Here is a 16,729-nt window from a genome sequence, read left to right as displayed (position 1 = left end):
AGGGTAGTGACGGTCCAGGCAAGAAGCTTCGGGTCGCCGCTGACCCGAGGATCGGCCAGGGTCCGGGCGACCTGGTGGCCGAATACCGGGCCGGCGACCGCGAGCCCGGCTTCGGCGGGCGCGGGGCGCCGCCCGAGGAGGGGCCCTCGACCGGCTACATCATGAACGGCCGGCACGGCTCGGCGGACCCCGGCCCAGGCGACCGCCGCGACGACTTCGGCCGTCCCGACGACTTCGGCCGCCCTGACGACTTCGCGCGACCTGACGACTTCGCGCGACCTGACGACTTCGGCCGCCGCGACGACTTCGGGGGCTTCGGCCGTCCCGACGAACTCGGCGGCCCCGAGGGCCTCGGCCGGCCCCGCGACCAGCGCGGCGACCTCGGCATGCCGCCGGGCGGCCCCGCGACCGGCGCGCTCTTCTCCGGCGCCGAGCTGTTCGGCGGCGCCCAGCACGCCCCTCAGGGCCCCCAGCGCCACGCCCAGCAGCCGCCCCAGCCCCAGCCCCAGGCGCAGCCCCAGCCGGGCTCCGGCAAGCCCTCACCGAGCATCTACGGCCTGCTGACCGTGTTCACGCTCATGGACGGCTCGGGCGAGGCGTTCGACCGGCTCGCCGAGCAGACCGTCGAGGCCGTGCGCCGCGGCGAGCCCGACACGCTCGTCTACGCCTGCCACGCCGTCAAGTCGGCCCCGCTCCAGCGCATCGTCTACGAGCTCTACCGCGACGAGGTCGCCTACCGCGACCACCAGCGCCAGCCGCACGTGGAGCGGTTCGTCAACGAGCGCCAGAGCATGGTGCTGGCCACCAACGTCATCGAGCTCAACGTCAACGCCGCCAAGGTGGTCCCCCTGCCCACGGTGATGTTCTAGGGGCTCACGAGGGTGTGCGCGGGGCTCAGGTCAGGGCCGCGCGCAGGCGCTCCTCGGAGACGCGCCAGAAGTCGTGCTGCGTCCCGTCGACGAATGTGACGGGAATCATCTCGCCGTATTTCTCCCGCAGCTCGGCCGAGGAGTCGATGTCGACCTCCTCCCACGGCACGCCCAGCTCTCCCGCGACTCTCGCGATGACCTCGCGTGCGTCGTCGCAGAGGTGGCAGCCGGGTCTGCCGAGCAAGGTGATGCTGTGCATGGCTCCCACCGTAGCGTCCCGAACCGGCTGACTTTGTGCGTCGGTTCACAAAAGGATTAACCTGAAAGGCGGTTCGATTCCACCACGCGGCCCACGGCCGCCCGTTCCCTGGAGCTCCGGCACGTGAAGAGCCCGTCCCAACCCCGTGACCGCGGCATCCCCGACGCCACGGTGGCCCGGCTTCCGTTGTATCTGCGGGCGCTGAACGGGATGGCGGAGAAGGCGATCGCGACGGTCAGCTCCGAGGACCTCGCCGTCGCCGCCGGGGTGAACTCGGCCAAGCTCCGCAAGGACCTCTCCCACCTCGGCTCGTACGGCACCCGCGGCGTCGGCTACGACGTCGAGTACCTCGTCTACCAGATCTCCCGCGAACTGGGCCTGACGCAGGACTGGGCCGTGGCCATCGTCGGAGTCGGTAACCTCGGCCGTGCGCTCGCCAACTACGGCGGCTTCGTCTCCAGGGGCTTCCGCGTCGCGGCCCTGATCGACGCCGACCCCGAAGTGGTGGGCGACGACATCGCGGGGTTGAATGTGGAGCACATCGACGAGCTGGAAGCCGTCATCAAGAGGCGCGGGGTCTCCATCGTGGTTCTGGCGACACCGGCTGCGGCGGCGCAGGAAGTGTGCGACCGTGTCGTGGCGGTGGGAGTGACCAGCATCCTCAACTTCGCTCCCGTCGTGCTGTCAGTGCCGGACGGCGTCGATGTCCGTAAAGTCGACCTATCAATTGAATTGCAGATCCTTGCGTTCCATGAGCAACGCAAAGCTGGGGGGCCGCTGATGGCCGTGGACAGCCAGTGAGCATTCTGGCGATCGGACTCAGCCACCGGACAGCGCCGGTGGCCATGCTGGAGCGCGTCTCGCTCACAGGCGACGCGCTCGTCAAACTCCTGCACGACGTGCAGCAGGACGTGTGCGTGGCGGAGACCATGGTGGTCTCGACCTGCAACAGGGTCGAGGTCTACACCGCGGTCGACCGTTTCCACGCCGCCGTCACCTCGGTGTGCGACCTGCTGAGCGTCCACACGGGTGTCGCCCCGGAGGAGCTCAAGCCGCACCTGTACGTCCACTACGAGGAGCGTGCCGTCGAGCACCTCTTCTCCGTGGTGTGCGGCCTCGACTCGATGGTGGTGGGCGAGGGCCAGATCCTCGGCCAGGTGCGCCAGGCGCTCAAGCTGGCCCAGAAGCAGGGCACGGTCGGCGCCGTGCTCAACGAGCTGACGCAGCAGGCGCTGCGGGTCGGCAAGCGCGCCCACACCGACACCGGCATCGACCAGGCCGGGGCGTCCCTGGTCAGCGCGGGCCTGGCGCTGGCCGGCGAGCTGACCGGCCGGCGGGCCCTGGTGATCGGCGCGGGCTCGATGAGCTCGCTGGCCGCCACCACGCTGGCCCGCGCCGGCGTCGCCGACATCGTCGTCGCCAACCGCACCTTCGAGCGCGGCCGGCGGCTGGCCGAGTCGGTCGGCGGCAGGGCGGTGGAGTTCTCCGCGGTTCCCCGAGAGCTGGCGGCGGCCGACATCGTCATCACCTGCACCGGCGCCGGCCACCACCTGGTCACGCCCGAGATGCTGACGCGCGACACGTTCCTGCTCGACCTCGCGCTGCCGCACGACATCGACCCCGCCGTGCGCTCCGTGCCCGGCGTCACGCTGGTCGACCTGGAGACGATCCAGGAGTCCGGCATCGGCTCCCGCGAGGGCGACGCCGTGCGGTCGGTGCGTGAGCTCGTCTCCCAGGAGCTCACGGCCTACCTCGACGCCGAGCGGGCCGCCAAGGTCACCCCGACCGTGGTCGCGCTGCGCGGCAAGGCCGCGAACGTGGTCGAGGCCGAGCTGGGCCGCCTCATGATGCGCATCCCCGGGCTCGACGCCAAGACCCGCGACGAGGTCGCCCTGACCGTGCAACGCGTCGTGGACAAGCTCCTCCATGAGCCGACAGTGCGTGTCAAACAGCTCGCCACCTCACCAGGCGGCGATCATTATGCCGAAGCTCTGCGGGAACTGTTCGATCTCGATCCGTCGATGCCCGAGGCCGTGAGGGAGGTGGAGCTGTGACGTTGCGACTGGGGACCCGGCGGAGTCTGATGGCCACCACGCAGTCCGGGATGGTCGCCGACGCCTACACCGAGCGCACCGGCCGGGCCGTCGAGCTCGTCGGCGTCACCACGTTCGGCGACGTCAGCAAGGCCCACCTCGCGCAGCTCGGCGGCACGGGCGTGTTCGTCAGCGCCCTGCGCGACAAGCTCATGGAAGGCGAGATCGACTTCGCCGTCCACTCGCTCAAGGACCTGCCCACCAAGCGGGACCCGCGGGTGACGCTCGCCGCCATCCCCGCCCGGCACGACCACCGCGACGCGCTGGTCGGCCGGCACAGCTTCGCCGACCTGGCGCCCGGCGCCAGGGTCGGCACCGGCTCGCCGCGCCGCGTCGCCATGCTGCGCGCCATGCGGCCGGACCTCGAGTACGTCCCGATCCGCGGCAACGCCGACACCCGGATCGGCAAGGTCACCTCCGGCGAGCTCGACGCCGTCGTGCTCGCCGCGGCCGGCCTGACCAGGATCGGCCGGACCTCCGAGATCTCCCAGATCTTCGAGGTCGAGGAGCTGATGCCGGCCCCGGGACAGGGCGCCCTCGCCGTGGAGTGCCTGTCCGACCGGGAGGACCTGGTCGACTTCCTCGCCGTCCTCGACGACCCGCGCACCCGTTCGGCCGTGACGGCCGAACGGGAGGTGCTGGCCGCCCTGGAGGCCGGCTGCTCGGCTCCCGTGGGTGCGTTCGCCCACGATGACGGGCAGACTCTCAACCTGACCGCCCTGGTCGTCGCCATCGACGGCCGCCGGGCGGTCCGCAAGTCCACCGCCGGCTCTCCCTCGGAGGCCGTGTCTCTCGCCCGCACTCTCGCGGACGGGATGATCTCCGAGGGGGCCGACAGATTGATGGGGGAGCATTCCCATTGAGCCCCAGTAGTCCAGCCTCCGGCTTCGTCGCCTTCGTCGGCGCGGGCCCCGGCGATCCCAACCTGCTCACGCTCCGCGGCGCAGAGCTGCTCGGCAAGGCCGACTTGGTCGTGCTCGACGAAGACCAGTTCGGCCCGCTGTTGCGCCATTGCCGCGAAGGCGTCGAGGTCGCCTCGGGCGACCTCGTCACGCACGCCAAAGCGGGCCGGTTCGTCGTGCGCTTGTGCGAGGGCGATCCGATGCTGTTCTCCTCGGTCGCCGAGGAGGTCGCCGTGTGCGCCGCGGCGGAGGTGGACTTCGAGATCGTCCCCGGGGTGCCGCCCGCGACCGCCGTGCTCACCTACGCCGGCATCCCGCCGGCGTCCTCGGTGCCGGAGTTCCGCATCGTGGACGCCACCGAGGACCAGGACTGGTCCTCCCACGCCGCCTGCCCGGGCACCCTGGTGATCTACAACGGCATCGGCGAGGCCGTGCCCATCGCCAAGGCGCTCATCGCCGGCGGCAAGGCCGACTCCACGCCCGTGGCGGTCAGCAGCGGCGGCACCACCACCGAGCAGTACACCGTGGTCTCCACGCTCGGCCGGCTCCAGGCCGACCTCAAGCACGCCGGCTTCACCGAGCCCGCGCTCATCGTCGTGGGCGAGGCCGTCGGACTGCGCGACAAGCTGTCGTGGTTCGAGACCAAGCCGCTGTTCGGCTGGCGGGTGCTCGTGCCGCGCACCAAGGAGCAGTCCAGGAGCCTGTCGGAGCAGCTCGTCTCCTACGGCGCGGTGCCCGAGGAGGTGCCGACCATCTCGGTCGAGCCGCCCCGCACGCCGCAGCAGATGGACCGCGCCATCAAGGGCCTGGTCACCGGCCGCTACGAGTGGGTGGCCTTCACCAGCGCCAACGCCGTCAAGGCGGTGCGCGAGAAGTTCGAGGAGTACGGGCTCGACGCGCGGGCCTTCGCCGGGCTCAAGGTGGCCGCCGTGGGCGACGCCACCGCACGGGCGCTGGTCGAGTTCGGGGTCAAGCCCGACCTGCTGCCCTCGGGCGAGCAGTCGTCGGAGGGCCTGGTGGCCGAGTGGCCGCCGTACGACTCCATGCTCGACCCGATCAACCGCGTGCTGCTGCCGCGCGCCGACATCTCCACCGACACCCTGGTGGCCGGCCTGACCGAGCTGGGCTGGGAGTGCGACGACGTCACCGCGTACCGGACCGTGCGGGCGGCGCCGCCTCCCGCGCCGATCCGCGAGGCCATCAAGGGCGGCGGCTTCGACGCCGTGCTGTTCACGTCGTCGTCCACGGTGCGCAACCTCGTCGGCATCGCCGGCAAGCCGCACAACGTGACGGTCATCGCGGTCATCGGGCCGCAGACGGCGAGCACGGCCGAGGAGTTCGGGCTGCGCGTGGACGTGATGGCCGACAAGCCATCGGCCTCCGCCCTCGCGGCCGCCCTGGCCGAGTACGGCGCCAAGCAGCGTTCGGCGGCGCTGGCCGCCGGTGAGAGCCCGCGGCGGCCGTCCCAGAACCGCCGAGGAGCCAGGAGGAGAGCCAAGTGAGTGCCGAGTTCCCGACAGCCCGCCCCCGCAGGCTGCGGCGCACTCCCGCCCTCCGGCGGATGGTGGCCGCCACGAGGCTGCACCCGGCCGACCTCATCCTGCCGCTGTTCGTCAAGGAGGGCATCGACGAGCCGGCGCCGGTCGCGTCGATGCCCGGGGTGTTCCAGCACAGCCGCGACTCGCTGCGCAAGGCCGTCCACGAGGCCGCAGAGGCCGGCGTGGGCGGCGTGATCCTGTTCGGCATCCCGGCCGTCAAGGACGCGCGCGGCTCGGCCGCGGACGACCCCGACGGCATCCTGCAGGTGGCGCTGCGGGACGTCGCCTCCGACGTGGGCGACGCGCTCGTGGTGATCGCCGACACGTGCCTCGACGAGTTCACCGACCACGGCCACTGCGGCGTCCTGACCGGGTCCGGCGACGTCGACAACGACGCCACGCTGGAGCGCTATGCCTCCGTCGCGGTCGCCCAGGCGCGCGCCGGAGCACAGATGGTCGCGCCGAGCGGCATGATGGACGGCCAGGTCGGCGCGATCCGCGCGGCGCTCGACGCCGACGGGTTCGCCGAGCTGCCGATCCTCGCCTACACCGCGAAGTACGCCTCGTCCTTCTTCGGCCCGTTCCGCGACGCCGCCGAGTGCGCGCCGCAGTTCGGCGACCGCAGCACCCACCAGCAGGACCCCGCCGGGCCGCTGGAGGAGGCACTGCGCGAGGCACGGCTCGACCTGGCCGAGGGGGCCGACGCCGTCATGGTCAAGCCCGCCCTGGCCTACCTGGACGTCATCAGGCGCTTCCGCGACGAGGTGGACGTGCCCGTGGCGGCCTACCAGGTGAGCGGCGAGTACGCGATGGTCGAGGCCGCGGCGGCCAACGGCTGGATCGACCGCGACCGGATGATCATGGAATCGCTGGTGTCGATCAAGCGGGCCGGGGCCGACCTCATCCTGACCTACTGGGCGACCGAGGTGGCGCGCCGTCTCTAACGCGGGGGTTTTCCGCCGTGTCCTGTGGCCAGTGCGATAAACTGTGACAACTAGTGCTGGTGTGTCCCGCGTGAGCCCTTGTCGAGAAGCCAGGCCAGGAGCCGGGATCCTTTCAGGCACCAGGCGACGGGAGACACCATGGTGGGGGCACCTCTGACTCGGCGTACCAGAAAACGGTCGCGGCCGTCCCGGATCGACTCCGTGCTCGGCTACGCGGCCCTGGGGTGGCCGAGCGTGCCGGGTGCCTACCCGCTGCGAGAGGGCGCCCGGGCGTGTTCCTGTGACCGGCTCGGCTGTCCCGACCCCGGCGCGCATCCCCTCTCGCCCGCCTGGCAGCTCCAGGCCACGACCGACACCGCCCAGCTCACCCGCTGGTGGGGCCTCGACCCCGAGGCCAACGTGATCCTGCCCACCGGGCGCGTGTTCGACGTCTTCGACGTACCCGTCACGACGGGGCTCACGGCCCTGTCCCGGATCGACAGCGCGCGAGCGCACTCGGGCCCGGTCGCCGCGAACGGCGACCGGGTCCTGTTCTATGTGGCCACCCGCGGCAACCCCGACGACGAGGACGAGTGGTGGTCCTGCCACCTCGACACCGACCCGGCGACCATCGACGACACGCCGGGGCTGCGCTGGCACTGCCGCGACAGCTACGTCCTCGCGCCGCCGTCGCTGCTGCCCGGCGGCCAGTCCGTGTCCTGGCTGCGCCCGCCCGACGGGCGCCCGCTGCCCGACCCGCTGCGCGTCCTGGAGTTCCTGGCCGACTGAGGCCCTGTCCCGGCCGCTGCCCGAGTCGCCGTCGCCGTCCGGCTCCTGGTCGCTATCTGAGCGCGTCCACCGGCTCCATCCGGGCCGCCCGCATCGCGGGGTAGAGCCCCGCCAGCAGGCCCACCAGGGCGCCCGCCACGGGCGCCGCGATCGCCAGGCGCACGTCGAGGAGCGGCGTCCACTGCTTGGCCGCCGAGACGGCGACGACCGCGACCACGCCCACGCTCGCCCCGATGACGCCGCCAGTCAGCCCGATCAGCGTCGACTCCAGCAGGAACTGGGCCGCGATGTGCCGCCGGGCCGCGCCGAGCGAGCGGCGCAGGCCGATCTCCGCGACCCGCTCCATGACCGTGACCAGCGTGACGTTGGCGATGCCGACCGCGCCGACGAGCAGCGACACCAGGCCGAGGATGAGGAAGAGCGCGTTCGCGTCCTCCTGCGCCCCGTCCCTGGCCCTGGTCGGGCTGGACGGCGCGACGACCTGGAGCATGTCGCCGTTGCCGGGGCTGAGCGCGGCCGGCGCCTGCCGGGCGATGAGCCCCGCGGCGCCCAGGTCGGTGTTGACCAGCACCCTCGACACGTCGCGCAGCCCGAACCGGCGGCCCGCGGTGGGCGGCACGACCACGGCGGAGGCGAGGTTCCGCTCGCGGCGCAGGTCTCCCAGGACGCCGATGACCGTGTACGCGTGCCCGTCGATGAAGACCGCGGGCGCGGTGTCGAGCCGGGCGACGCCGAGCATCCTGGCCGCCTCGTCGCCGATGACCGCCACCCGGTCGCCGCGTCTGACGTGCCCGGCATCGTAGAACCTGCCCCGCACCATCCGGCCGCGGACGGCCTCCGGCAGCCCGGTGGACGCGGCCAGCACGGTCAGGCTCCGCGTGGTGACCCGGGCCGGGTCCACGAGGTCGTTGGAGCGTACGGACAGGTTGGCGCCGTCCTCGCTCTCGGCCAGCGCGGCGGCGGAGACCACGCCGCGCAGCCTGGTCAGCCGGTCGATCGCGTCCCACCGCACCAGCGGGACGTCGTCCGTCTCCGGGACCTCGACCGTGACGGCCGTGGCGACCAGTTCGTCGAAGCGGCCCACGATCTGGTTGCCCGCGGTGGCGGCCACGCCGAGCGTGACGACCAGCGTGGTGATGCCCAGCACGGTGCCGAGCGTGGTGAGCGCCGAGCGCACGGGCCTGGCGAGCATGCCCGCGACGGCCTCGCCGATCAGGTCGCGTACGTCCATGGCCCCTCCTCGCCGAGCCGGCGGTGAATGTCCATCACTCCTCCTGCAGCGTGCCGTCGGTGATCCTGGCCCGCCGCCCGGCGCGCTCGCTGACCTCCTGCTCGTGCGTGATGACCACGATCGTCATGCCCTGCGCCCGCAGCTCGTCGAACAGGCCCAGCACCGCCTCGGTGTTGCGGCTGTCGAGGTTGCCCGTCGGCTCGTCGCACAGCAGCAGCGACGGACTGCCCAGGAGGGCCCGGGCGATGGCCGCGCGCTGGCGCTCGCCGCCGGACAGCCGGCCGGGCGGGAAGCCCACCCGGTGTCCGAGGCCGACACGCTCCAGCGCCGCCAGGGCCCGGTCGCGCCGTCCCGCGCGCGGCTGCCCGGTGTAGATCTCGGCGAGCATGACGTTCTCCGCCACGCTGCGGTGGGGGAGCAGGTGGAACGACTGGAAGACGAAGCCGATGCGCTCGCCGCGCAACCGGGTCCGGTCCCTCTCCCGCAGGGTCGTGGTCTCCGTGCCGTCCAGCCGGTAGTGGCCCGAGGTGGGGCGGTCGAGCAGGCCGAGCACGTTGAGCAGCGTGGACTTGCCCGACCCGGAAGGGCCGACGATCGCCAGGTAGTCGCCCCGGCCCACCCGGAGCGAGACGTGCGCCAGGGCGCGGACCGGGGGCTGGGAGGGGAAGTCCCGGCACACGTCCGCGAGCTCGATGACCGGCTGTTCGACGATGGTTTCAGGCAACGCCGACCACCACCCGGTCGCCCTCCTTGAGCGCGCCGGTGACCTCGACGTTCCCGTCGGCGGTCAGGCCCGTGCGCACCTCCACGTCCCTGGTCCTGTCGGTGGCGTACTCGACCCGTACGCGGGCCTTGCCGTCGGCGGAGGTGACCACGGCGGCGACCGGCACGACGAGCACCGGGTCCTCGGTGGCCCCCACCGTCACCCTGGCCGTCACCGCGGCGCCCGCCAGGGCCTTGAGACCCTTCGAGGAGCCCGGCGTGACCACGATCGGCTGCGATCCCGCCGGCGGCGCAACCTTGCCCGGCAGCTTGGCCTTCTCGCCGAACGCGGTGAGCGTCGCCGGGTACGTCCTGCCCGTGTCGAGCTCGATGGTCGCCCGCATGCCTTCGCGCAGCAGCTCCGCCTCCGCGGTCTCGACCGATCCCGTCACCATGAACGACGAGCCGGTCACCGTGGCGACCTCGTCCTGGACCGTCTGCCCGGCCTTGACCGCGGACTTGCGCACCCGGGCGGGCAGCCTGGGCAGGAACACCACCTCACCGGGCGGCACGGTGACGCCGTAGGTCCGCGCGTACTCGGCCAGCATGGCCCGGGCCGCGGCCAGGTCCTTCCCGGCGTTCGTCACCTTGAGCCGGGTCGGTGAGAGCTGCCTGGCCTGGCGCAGCGCCTGCTGGGCCGTGACCACCGCCTCCTGCGCGGCGCGCATGGTCTTGCGCAGCTCCCGCACCTTCGCCGTGCGCCCCTCCCGCGCCTCGTCGAGGACGCGCTCGCGGTTCTCGCGGGCCGCCTCCAGGTCGGCCCTGGCGTTGGAGATCTTCATCTCCAGCAGGCTCGTGTCGGTCGTCTGCTGAGGCGTGGGGACGGGGGCGGGTGTCGCGGAGGACGAGGGTGTGGCGTCCGGGGCGCCGGTGGGCCGGGTCCGGGCCGCTTCCAGCGCCTGCTCCGCTTCGAGCAGCCGCTCCTCGGCCGCCCGCTCGGCCGCGTCGGCGGCGGCCAGCTTGGCGTCGTCCTCCGGCGTCAGCGACCGCGCCTCGGCCTCCTCCAGCGTGGTCCGCGCCGTTCTCAGGTCGGCCCTGGCGTTGGTGAGCTTGACCTTCAGGGGGAGCACGTCCCGCCCCTGGTCGAGTGCCTTCTTCTCGGTCGCGAGGGTCTCCTGGGCGGTCTGTACGGCCTTGCGCAGCGTGTCATACGTCTGCCGGTCGGCCGGCGTCGGCCGCTGGGCCTCGTAGCCCTTCTTCTCGTACAGCCTCGTGACGGCGGCGATCGTGGCCCGGTCGAAGACGCCCGAGACGGGGACCTTGTGGCCGAGCCTGCGCAGGGCCCGCTGCACCTGCTCGATGTCGTCCCCCTTGGTGCCGGGCGCCATCGTGCGGTGCATGGGCACGGACCCGCGCAGCGCGAACACCGGGCGGCCGTTGACCTCCATCAGCACCGCGCCCTCGGCCAGCCGGCCCTGCCGGGGCGCCCGGGTGACCCGCTGCTGCTCGGACGTGCCGCCGACCGCCCCGGCCAGGCTGACCGGAAGCGGCGAGCCGTACTCCAGGGTGCCGCTGACCACGACGGTGCTGACGAGCTTGCGGCGCTCGACGGCGGCGGTGACGAGGGAGGGCCTGGGTGCGGCGCGCCGGGCCGCCTCGTCGGCGGGGGAGCGCAGCCGGGTGCTCACCACCCAGCCCAGGGCGGCGACGAGCACGACGCCGGCGACGACGCCGGTGAGGAGCTTGCGAGGGGATGACATGGTCACATGGGGAAGAGGTCGTTGACCCGCCGCATGATCGCGGTCTCCCGCGGCGTGTAGGCGGTGTAGAAGTCCTTGCCGCATTCCAGGTCGTCGAGCGCGGCCTTGATCTCCTTGTCGAGGTACGGCTTGGCCTCCCCGGGGGAGAGCGTCGGCATGATGTACTCCGGGACCTCACCCTTCTTCGCCTTGGGCGCGGTTTGCGGCAGGTCCGTGCGCTGCTGCCGGCCCTGCCGGTCCTGCTGCTCCAGGAACGCGTTGCGCCCCCGCGCGGCGAGGGCCGAGGGCGCGGTGTCGGAGACCGGGTAGCCCTTGCCCTTCAGGCAGGTGGCCATGGCGCCGGCCAGCTCCACGAGCTTCGGGTCGCTGTCGAGCTCGTCGGTGAACGCCTTCCGCCGAACCGCGTAGTGCTGCTTGTAGTAGTCCATGCCGGACTTGAGGGTCAGCCCGAGGACCTGCTTGGCCCCCGCGACCTCGCAGGCGTTGGACGCCTTGTGGTAGGCCTCCAGCTGGGCGGCGGAGAGCTTCGACTGGATCTTCATGTTGGGATCGGTGGGGGCGTCCTCCGGCTCGACCGCCGGGCTGTCGAACTCCTTGGGGTAGACGTACGAGGCGTAGACGCCGAACCCGTTCTTCTCGCGGTCCTTCCGCATCGCCTCGTAGTCGCCGGAGGCGATCTTGCGATCCTGCTCGGTCTCCTTGATCGGCGGGAGCGTGAACGGGACGTACGTGAAGCCCTTCTGCTTCATGCAGTCGGCCTTGACCGATTCGAGCCGCTGCTTCTTGTCGGCGGCGGCGGGTGCGCTCGCCGCCGCAGCCGGGGTCTTCTCGGCGGAGCCCCCGCAGCCGCCGAGAACCCCGGTCGCGACGATGCTGAGAACGGCGCAAGCCAGACGTGATCGTTTGAGCATGCCGGAGACCATACTTCGTGGAACGGAGTATGGTCAATCCAGGCAATGCCTCCGCTGGCGGTACGGGGTGAGGGTGGAGGCCAGGGTCAGCACGGCCAGCAGCCCCCAGTAGGCCACGTGCTGCCTGGTCAGCTCCTGCGCGTGCAGCACCAGCTCCCCTGAGGCGACCAGCAGGTAGAGGCCCGAGGCCAGCGCCCACCGGAGGTCGCGCGCCAGGTAGGCGCCCGTCGCCGCCAGTCCGAAGGCGGCCACCTCCGCGATGACCCGGCTCAGGCTGATCGGGTAGGTGGTGTCCTCCGACATCCAGTGCGGCCCCGCCCAGGCGGCGGCCACCGCCACGGCCCACCACCACCATGACCTGACCCGCGCCGGTCCTCGGCGGCAGGCGAGCACCAGCAGGCCCGACAGCGCGACCGCGTACCCCGCTCCCACGGTCAACGGGCTGCCGAACTCGAACAGCGCCTGGTGAGTGAGCAGCGAGGGCGAGACCGGCAGCAGAGTGAGGTCGAACGCCGGCCAGCCTCCCGCGAGCGCGACCGCCTTGACGGCGACGACGCCGGTGAGCGGGATCGCCGTGCGCACCCACCCGCGCAGGGTCGCCAGCAGCGCCAGCGCCGACAGCGCCGTCCACAGCGGCAGCGACCCCGCGTACGGCAGCAGCGCGGCCAGGTTCGCCACGGCCGCGGCCGTGACGCCGAGGTGCAGCCCGTCCGCCCACGCGCTGCCCCGCGCCTGATGGATGATCCGGCTGCGGACGCCGCCCAGGAGCAGGCCCCGCGTCTCCCGGAGCTCCGGGAACGAGCGACCGGGGGCGGTGGACTCCAGGAGGACGTCGAGCAGCTCGTCGCCGTGCGCCGCGCGGTACGTCCTGGGATAGGCGAGCAGCAGCCTGCGGTAGCGCCGTTCGAGCGGGGTCATGCGGGCGATCGCTTCCCCCGCCGCCGTCCGGGCCCGGTCATGCGCCGGACGGCCGCAGCACGAGGGAGGCGGCCGCCTGCATGCGCCTGGCCTCGGCCTGCACGAGCGCCTGGCCCTCGTCGGTGATCCTGAAGTAGCGCCGGTTGCGGCCGTTGACCGTCTCCTCGCGGTCCACCGTGATCACGCCCCGCTCGTTGAGGCGCTCCAGGATGCCGTAGAGGGTGCCGACGGAGGGCTGGACCCGGCCCCCCGACAGCTCCTTGACCGACTTGCTGATCGCGTGTCCGTGCAGCGGGCCGGCGCGCAGCGCGGCGAGCACGAAGTACATCGGCTCGCTGACTTCCGAGGTTCCTCTGGGCATGAGAAGACGGTATTCCGTTGAACGTAGCGTCGGCAACGCCGCGAGCGGGTCAGCGGCCGAGCAGCATCGACACGTACACCAGGTTGACCAGCGTGTGGATCAGGATGATCGCCCAGATGTTGCGGTAGCGCGCCCACAGGTAACCCTGCATGAGTCCGAACATGCCCTGGTAGGCCACGATGCCCGCCACGCCGAGCGCGGGCGCCGCGGCGGGGATGTGGGTGGTGTGCATGAACGCGAACAGCAACGACGACGCCATGACGGCCGGCCATCGGCCGTACAACGCCTCCAGCCGGGTCTGCAGCCAGCCCCGGTAGAAGATCTCCTCCAGCACGCTCGCGGTGAGCAGCGTGATGAGCGAGGCCACGGCGAGCGTGACCGGGTCGGGCAGTTCCTGGCTCAGGGGCACGGCGAGCGGGCTGACCTTCGCCAGGACGAACCACGCGACGACCGCGGGCAGCGGGGCGAGCCAGGTGACCGGCGCGGGGATCGCCCTGGCCTTCGGGCCGCCGCCGCGGACCACCCGGAAGACGACCAGCGGGAAGACCAGCAGGAGCAGGACCTTGACGGGGGGATACAGCAGGGCCAGGTCGCCGAGCGCGATCGGGGCCACGCACGCGAAGGCCACGGCCGCGGCCACGAGCGCCCACGCCTCCTTGAGCAGCCGCTCCCTGGGGAGGTCCTTGAGCAGCAGGTCTCCGGGCAGCTCCTGAAGCGGTCGGACTCCCGGCGGCGTGGCCGGCGGCGACGGCGGTTCCCTCCTGGGCGGCACCAGGCGGGCCAGCGCCATCGCGGCGAGCGGCGGCAGCGCGGCGCCCCACAGGGACAGCTCGGAGGCTCCGGGATCGGTGGAGGCGGTCACGCCGTGGCCGGTCACGATCAACCAGGCGTACGCGGCGGCGAACGCCGCCACGGACAGGCCGATGAACAGACCGGCGGGCAGGCTGATGGACTGACCGGTGGACGGACCGGTGGACGTCGGACGGGGTGGGGAGGTGGTCACAGTGGTGATCGTGGCGGACGCGGTGACGGATGTCCTCCTCTCCCCGACCGATCATGTCTACATATTTCGGGGTACGAGGGGGTTTCCCGGCGCGGGCACCACGACCCCTCGCGGCTAACCTGGAGCGCGTGAGCCGTACACAGAAGTCCGAGGACCTGTTCAACCGCGCCCGCGCCCTCGTGCCGGGAGGCGTCAACTCGCCGGTCCGCGCGTTCGGCGCGGTCGGCGGCACCCCGCGTTTCATGGCGTCGGGCGAGGGCCCCTACGTCACGGACGTCGACGGCAACCGCTACGTCGACCTCGTGTGCTCCTGGGGGCCGATGATCCTCGGCCACCGCCACCCGGCCGTCGTCGAGGCGGTCTCGGAGGCGGTCTCGCGCGGCTTCGGGTACGGCACGGCCACCGAGGGCGAGGTCGAGCTGGCCGAGGAGATCGTCGGCCGGGTCGGCCCGGTCGAGCGCCTCCGCCTGGTCAGCTCCGGCACCGAGGCGACGATGAGCGCGGTGCGCCTGGCCCGCGGCTTCACCGGCCGCTCCAAGATCATCAAGTTCGCCGGCTGCTACCACGGCCACGTCGACGCGCTGCTCGCCTCGGCCGGCTCGGGCGTGGTGACGTTCGGGCTGCCGGACACGCCGGGCGTCACCGGGGCGTCGGCCGCCGACACGATCGTCCTGCCGTACAACGACATCGAGGCGGTGGAGGCGGCGTTCGCGGCGGCCGAGATCGCCTGCGTCATCACCGAGGCGTGCCCGGCCAACATGGGCGTCGTACCGCCGCGCGACGGCTTCAACGCGCGGCTGCGCGAGCTGTGCACCGCCAACGGCGCCCTGCTCATCGTGGACGAGGTCCTCACCGGCTTCCGCGTCTCGTCCGCCGGCTGGTACGGGCTGGACCCGGTCGAGGCCGACCTGATGACGTTCGGCAAGGTCATGGGCGGCGGGCTGCCCGCCGCGGCCTTCGGCGGCCGGGCCGACGTCATGGCCCACCTCGCGCCGGAGGGGCCCGTCTACCAGGCGGGCACGCTGTCGGGCAACCCGCTGGCCGTCGCCGCCGGCCTGACCACGCTGCGGCTCCTGGACGACGCCGTCTACGCCAAGGTGGACGCGGCGGCGCTGGAGGTGGGCCGGGCGGCCTCGGAGGCGCTGGCCGCCGAGGGCGTGCCGCACCGGCTCCAGCGGGCGGGCAACCTGTTCTCGATCTTCTTCACCGACGCCGACGTGACGGACTTCGACGTGGCCCGCACCCAGGACGTCTCCGCCTACCGGGCCTTCTTCCACGCCATGCTCGACCAGGGCGTCTACCTGCCGCCGTCGGCGTACGAGGCCTGGTTCCTGTCGGCGTCGCACGACGAGGAGGCCCTGGGCCGGGTCGCCGAGGCGCTCCCCATCGCCGCCAAGGCCGCCGCCGCGACCCGGTAGCCCGCCGGACCAGGCCGAGGAACGCGCGGCGATGCGTAGGGGCCGGCCGGAGCCGGCCCCTACCGGGCGACGTCTCGTGGCCGGACGGGTCAGGAGACCTTGGAGGCCGGGGCCACCCAGGTGTTGCACGCCTTCGGCGCGGCGGCGCGGAAGCCCCTGTCGAGCCAGGCGGCCATGTTGCGGCCCTTGCCGTGGTCGGCGGCCTTGGTGTACTCGTCGCCGCTCTCCCGGGTCACGTCCAGGAGCTCGTCCCAGTCGTCCTCCGTGCGGTCGAGCGACTCCCAGGCGCTGCCGACGAAGACGCCGCCCAGGCACTCCGCCTGGAGCTCGTAGCGGCGGATCTGCTCGTTGAGCTCTTTCTTCCCCTTGTACGGGTAGCGGTCGAACGCGTCGCTCATCCCGGTGATGTACTGAATATGGTGCCCGTATTCGTGTGCGGCCGTCTGGAAGAGGAACAAGTCCTCGGGCGCGCCGAGAGTGTCCTTGTCGAGGAGCATGACGAAGCGCCGCTCCTTGTCGCAGTATGTCGCCGCGGTGTACTTGCCCCAGGCGTGCCCGCAGTATCGACGGGGCTTGGTGATGAAACTGATCCTGGCCTTGCTGAACGGCAGCCCGGCGCGCTCGAAATGGGCTCCCCAGGCGGTGTTGAGGCAGTTCAGCACCGCGGTGAGGTAGCGCTTGGCGGACGGCACGTGGTTGGGCCTGATGTCCCGCTCGGCGCACTGGCTCGGGTCGAGGGCGCCGGAGCCGTACAGCTTGTTCTTGGTGAGGTCGGCATCCCTGATGGGGTAAACGGACGCCTGGGCCGTACCGGTGAGCAGCAGGGAGAAAAGCGTGCATGCCACAACAAGGGGGGTTAACCGCATGAGCGGCATCCTAGCCACAAAATGACCTTGGCTGCCGCCCATATTCGCGCTCGCGACTCTCGGCGAATGAATGGCGACCTGACACCATAAAAAGAGGCCTAAAGGGCGCCCTAAAGGCGCGCGGACGAACTGTGCGCCGACGGGCCACACGTCTTCGGCGCCGCCCTCTGACGGTGACCTCCCGGC

The 16,729-nt window shown here is 72.1% G+C and carries 17 protein-coding genes; 8 read left to right on the top strand and 9 right to left on the bottom strand.

The features are described from left to right. Positions 1–869 (top strand): antibiotic biosynthesis monooxygenase (locus AB0H81_RS05225; protein WP_358369494.1); only part of this gene is annotated, 869 nt, incomplete at its 5' end. Between the two features lie 25 nt (positions 870–894). Here the strand turns inward: AB0H81_RS05225 and AB0H81_RS05220 are convergent. Continuing rightward, complete coding sequence (locus tag AB0H81_RS05220) at positions 895–1,128, bottom strand: glutaredoxin family protein (protein ID WP_358369491.1); 234 nt, start codon at positions 1,126–1,128, stop codon at positions 895–897. Between the two features lie 123 nt (positions 1,129–1,251). Here AB0H81_RS05220 and AB0H81_RS05215 point away from each other — a divergent pair, with 123 nt between their 5' ends. From AB0H81_RS05215 to AB0H81_RS05190, 6 genes are all read left to right on the top strand, one after another. Next, positions 1,252–1,929 carry a redox-sensing transcriptional repressor Rex gene (locus AB0H81_RS05215; protein WP_253769347.1) on the top strand — a complete coding sequence of 226 codons (678 nt, stop codon included), beginning with the start codon at positions 1,252–1,254 and terminating at the stop codon, positions 1,927–1,929. Continuing rightward, positions 1,926–3,182: a glutamyl-tRNA reductase gene (locus AB0H81_RS05210; RefSeq protein ID WP_358369487.1), complete on the top strand. Its 1,257-nt coding sequence runs from the start codon at positions 1,926–1,928 to the stop codon at positions 3,180–3,182. The genes AB0H81_RS05215 and AB0H81_RS05210 overlap by 4 nt, the downstream gene beginning before the upstream one ends. Next, positions 3,179–4,084, top strand: a complete 906-nt coding sequence (gene hemC, locus AB0H81_RS05205) for a hydroxymethylbilane synthase (protein WP_358369483.1) — start codon at positions 3,179–3,181, stop codon at positions 4,082–4,084. The genes AB0H81_RS05210 and hemC overlap by 4 nt, the downstream gene beginning before the upstream one ends. After that, positions 4,081–5,625: a bifunctional uroporphyrinogen-III C-methyltransferase/uroporphyrinogen-III synthase gene (locus tag AB0H81_RS05200; RefSeq protein ID WP_358369480.1), complete on the top strand. Its 1,545-nt coding sequence runs from the start codon at positions 4,081–4,083 to the stop codon at positions 5,623–5,625. The genes hemC and AB0H81_RS05200 overlap by 4 nt, the downstream gene beginning before the upstream one ends. Further along, positions 5,622–6,605, top strand: a complete 984-nt coding sequence (hemB, locus tag AB0H81_RS05195) for a porphobilinogen synthase (protein ID WP_358369477.1) — start codon at positions 5,622–5,624, stop codon at positions 6,603–6,605. Before AB0H81_RS05200 ends, hemB begins: the two co-directional genes overlap by 4 nt. Positions 6,606–6,743: 138 nt before the next feature. Next, positions 6,744–7,373: a bifunctional DNA primase/polymerase gene (locus tag AB0H81_RS05190; RefSeq protein ID WP_358369474.1), complete on the top strand. Its 630-nt coding sequence runs from the start codon at positions 6,744–6,746 to the stop codon at positions 7,371–7,373. Positions 7,374–7,425: 52 nt separating this feature from the next. On the opposite strand, the gene AB0H81_RS05185 is transcribed toward AB0H81_RS05190, so the two are convergent. Genes AB0H81_RS05185 through AB0H81_RS05155 form a run of 7 tightly spaced genes read right to left on the bottom strand, consistent with a single transcriptional unit; the run spans position 7,426 to position 14,259 of the window. Then, positions 7,426–8,604: an ABC transporter permease gene (locus AB0H81_RS05185; protein ID WP_358369472.1), complete on the bottom strand. Its 1,179-nt coding sequence runs from the start codon at positions 8,602–8,604 to the stop codon at positions 7,426–7,428. A 34-nt stretch (positions 8,605–8,638) separates the two neighbouring features. Beyond that, the gene (locus AB0H81_RS05180) at positions 8,639–9,328 is read right to left on the bottom strand and encodes an ABC transporter ATP-binding protein (protein WP_358369469.1); all 690 of its coding nucleotides are present in this window, start codon (positions 9,326–9,328) and stop codon (positions 8,639–8,641) included. Further along, positions 9,321–11,066: a peptidoglycan-binding protein gene (locus AB0H81_RS05175; protein WP_358369466.1), complete on the bottom strand. Its 1,746-nt coding sequence runs from the start codon at positions 11,064–11,066 to the stop codon at positions 9,321–9,323. Before AB0H81_RS05175 ends, AB0H81_RS05180 begins: the two co-directional genes overlap by 8 nt. Positions 11,067–11,068: 2 nt before the next feature. After that, positions 11,069–11,977, bottom strand: a complete 909-nt coding sequence (locus AB0H81_RS05170) for a hypothetical protein (RefSeq protein WP_358369463.1) — start codon at positions 11,975–11,977, stop codon at positions 11,069–11,071. A gap of 33 nt (positions 11,978–12,010) precedes the next feature. Then, positions 12,011–12,895, bottom strand: a complete 885-nt coding sequence (locus AB0H81_RS05165) for a hypothetical protein (protein WP_358369461.1) — start codon at positions 12,893–12,895, stop codon at positions 12,011–12,013. A 37-nt stretch (positions 12,896–12,932) separates the two neighbouring features. Then, on the bottom strand, positions 12,933–13,256 hold the full coding sequence (locus tag AB0H81_RS05160; protein WP_358369458.1) for a PadR family transcriptional regulator: 324 nt from the start codon (positions 13,254–13,256) through the stop codon (positions 12,933–12,935). A gap of 49 nt (positions 13,257–13,305) precedes the next feature. After that, a complete protein-coding gene (locus tag AB0H81_RS05155; RefSeq protein ID WP_358369455.1) occupies positions 13,306–14,259 on the bottom strand; it encodes a CPBP family intramembrane glutamic endopeptidase in 954 nt (317 codons plus the stop codon). Positions 14,260–14,387: 128 nt separating this feature from the next. Here AB0H81_RS05155 and hemL point away from each other — a divergent pair, with 128 nt between their 5' ends. Further along, a complete protein-coding gene (gene hemL, locus AB0H81_RS05150) occupies positions 14,388–15,677 on the top strand; it encodes a glutamate-1-semialdehyde 2,1-aminomutase (protein ID WP_358369452.1) in 1,290 nt (429 codons plus the stop codon). Positions 15,678–15,766: 89 nt separating this feature from the next. On the opposite strand, the gene AB0H81_RS05145 is transcribed toward hemL, so the two are convergent. Then, a complete protein-coding gene (locus tag AB0H81_RS05145; protein ID WP_358369448.1) occupies positions 15,767–16,522 on the bottom strand; it encodes a neutral zinc metallopeptidase in 756 nt (251 codons plus the stop codon). Positions 16,523–16,729: the final 207 nt, after the last annotated feature.

Source organism: Nonomuraea sp. NPDC050691, assembly GCF_040654455.1.
Taxonomy (GTDB): Bacteria; Actinomycetota; Actinomycetes; order Streptosporangiales; family Streptosporangiaceae; genus Nonomuraea.
This window is presented reverse-complemented; position numbering and strand designations above follow the sequence as displayed.